Genomic DNA, 1865 nt, shown 5'->3' on the forward strand with positions numbered 1-1865 from the left:
CCGGTCAGCCCACCCGGCCTGCGTAGGCCATCGAGTTCGTGTACCGCATGGGCGAGATCTTGACCGGGACGCCCTCGCGCGGCGCCTCGAGGATCTGGCCGTTCCCGATGTAGAGGGCCACGTGGTAGACGCTGCTCGCGTCGTTCTTGTTCGTGCCCCAGAACACCAGGTCGCCCGGCTGCAGGTTGCTGTACGAGATCTTGGTGACCTGACGGTACTGGTCGCGCGAGGTGCGGTTGAGGGTGACGCCCGCGGCGCGCCACGCGCCCTGGGTCAGACCCGAGCAGTCGTACCCGTTGGGGCCCGTGCCGCCCCAGACGTAGGGCAGCCCGAGCTTGGTCCGCGCCCAGGCGATCGCGGTCTCGGCCTTGCTCGCCGACACCGGCGGCGGGGTGGTGACCGGCGGGGTGACGGGCGGCGTCGTGGCCGGCGGTGTCGTGGCCGGCGGAGTGCTCGGCGTCGACGGCGTGCTGGGGGTCGAGGGCGTGCTGGGCGTGCTGGGCGTGCTCGGCGTCGAGGGCGTCGACGGCGCGGCCGACCCGCCCCCGGCCGCCGGCGCCGAGCCGCCTCCCGCGGCCGGCGTGCCCGCCGCGGGGGTGGTGGTGCGCTCGGCCTGGGCAGCGGCCTCGGCGCGCTGCTGGCGCTCGGCGTCGATCTGGTCCTGGCGGGCCTGCTCGACCTCGGTGCTGGTGTTCCGTGCGACGGCCAGCTGCTGGATCAGGCCCGCGCGCTCGGTCTGCGCGGAGGCGACCGCGCGGTCGGCGTCCGTCTGGGCCTGCTGGGCCGCGTCCAGCGCGTCCTGGGCCTCGGCGGCCGCGGACTCCTGGGTGGCGGCGGCCTCGTCGGCCTTCGCCTTCAGCGTGGTGGCGACCTGCTCGGCCGCGAGGTAGCCCTGCACGGCCTGGTCGGCCTTCGAGCTGACGTGCGACAGCGCCTCGCTGCGCGCGACGACGTCCTCGAAGCCGTCGGCGGACAGCAGCGCCTGCACGGTGTCCATCGAGCCGCCGGAGCGCGCCGCCTCGCGGGCGATCGCGACCAGCGTGGCCCGGGCGGACGCGAACTGCTCCTGCGCCTGGTCGTACTGGTCGGCGGCCTCGGCGGCCTGCTGCTGCGCGGTCGCCAGGTCGGCCTGGGCCTGCGCGTAGGTCTCGCCGGCCTGCTGGACGGCGACCTGGCTGGTCTCGGCCTGGGTGCTCAGCTCGGCGAGCCGCACCTCGATGGACGCGACGGCCGAGGACGCGGAGGTCACCGCCTGCCGCGCGTCCCGCACGTCCTGGTCGCTGACGTCGGGGTCGGCCAGCGCCACCCCGCCCGCCGGCAGCAGCAGCACCGCCGCCGTGATCGCCGCGGCTGCACCGCGCACCGCGCGTGCTCGTCCCGTGGTCCGCACTCGCTCGCCTCTCGTCGCCTGTCCGCCACCCCTCGCGCACCGCGTGCGCGACCGGGGCCGGCGGAGTCCCCGCGCCCCGCTGAGGGACGCTACCGGGGAAAATCACAGAAGTGAACACGAGTCACACCGTTCACACGAGTCACATCGGCGTGGTTCGGGACGAACCGGACACCAGGGGGGACGAATCACCCGACCGGACGACCGACGGCACCCCGACGTGCGGTTCCGCGGCCGCCCGGAGCGCCGCCGTGGACAGCGCGTCTCACATCGCGGGACGGCTGTTCCACGGCCCGGGGCCGCCTCCGTACTGTGGGCGGCATGTCCCGCCGAATGTGTCGCTGACCAGCGCACGCTCGGCTGTGCCCGCAGGCCCCTCGGGCCGCGGCCCCGACGCCCCGCGGACGGCGACCACGGCGTCGCCCCCGGGGCGCCGCACACCGGCACCGGCCGCCCGGGACCCCTCCTGGCACGACGC

At 75.9% G+C, this 1865-nt stretch carries 1 protein-coding gene; it reads right to left on the reverse strand.

Annotation, left to right across the window (positions count from 1 at the left end):
• Nucleotides 1-4 precede the first annotated feature (4 nt).
• Nucleotides 5-1363 carry a C40 family peptidase gene (locus tag G6556_RS18620; RefSeq protein ID WP_166944612.1) on the reverse strand — a complete coding sequence of 453 codons (1359 nt, stop codon included), beginning with the start codon at nt 1361-1363 and terminating at the stop codon, nt 5-7.
• Nucleotides 1364-1865 lie beyond the last annotated feature (502 nt).

Origin of the sequence: Cellulomonas sp. IC4_254 (genome assembly GCF_011603975.1) — a bacterium.
Taxonomy (GTDB): domain Bacteria; phylum Actinomycetota; class Actinomycetes; order Actinomycetales; family Cellulomonadaceae; genus Cellulomonas.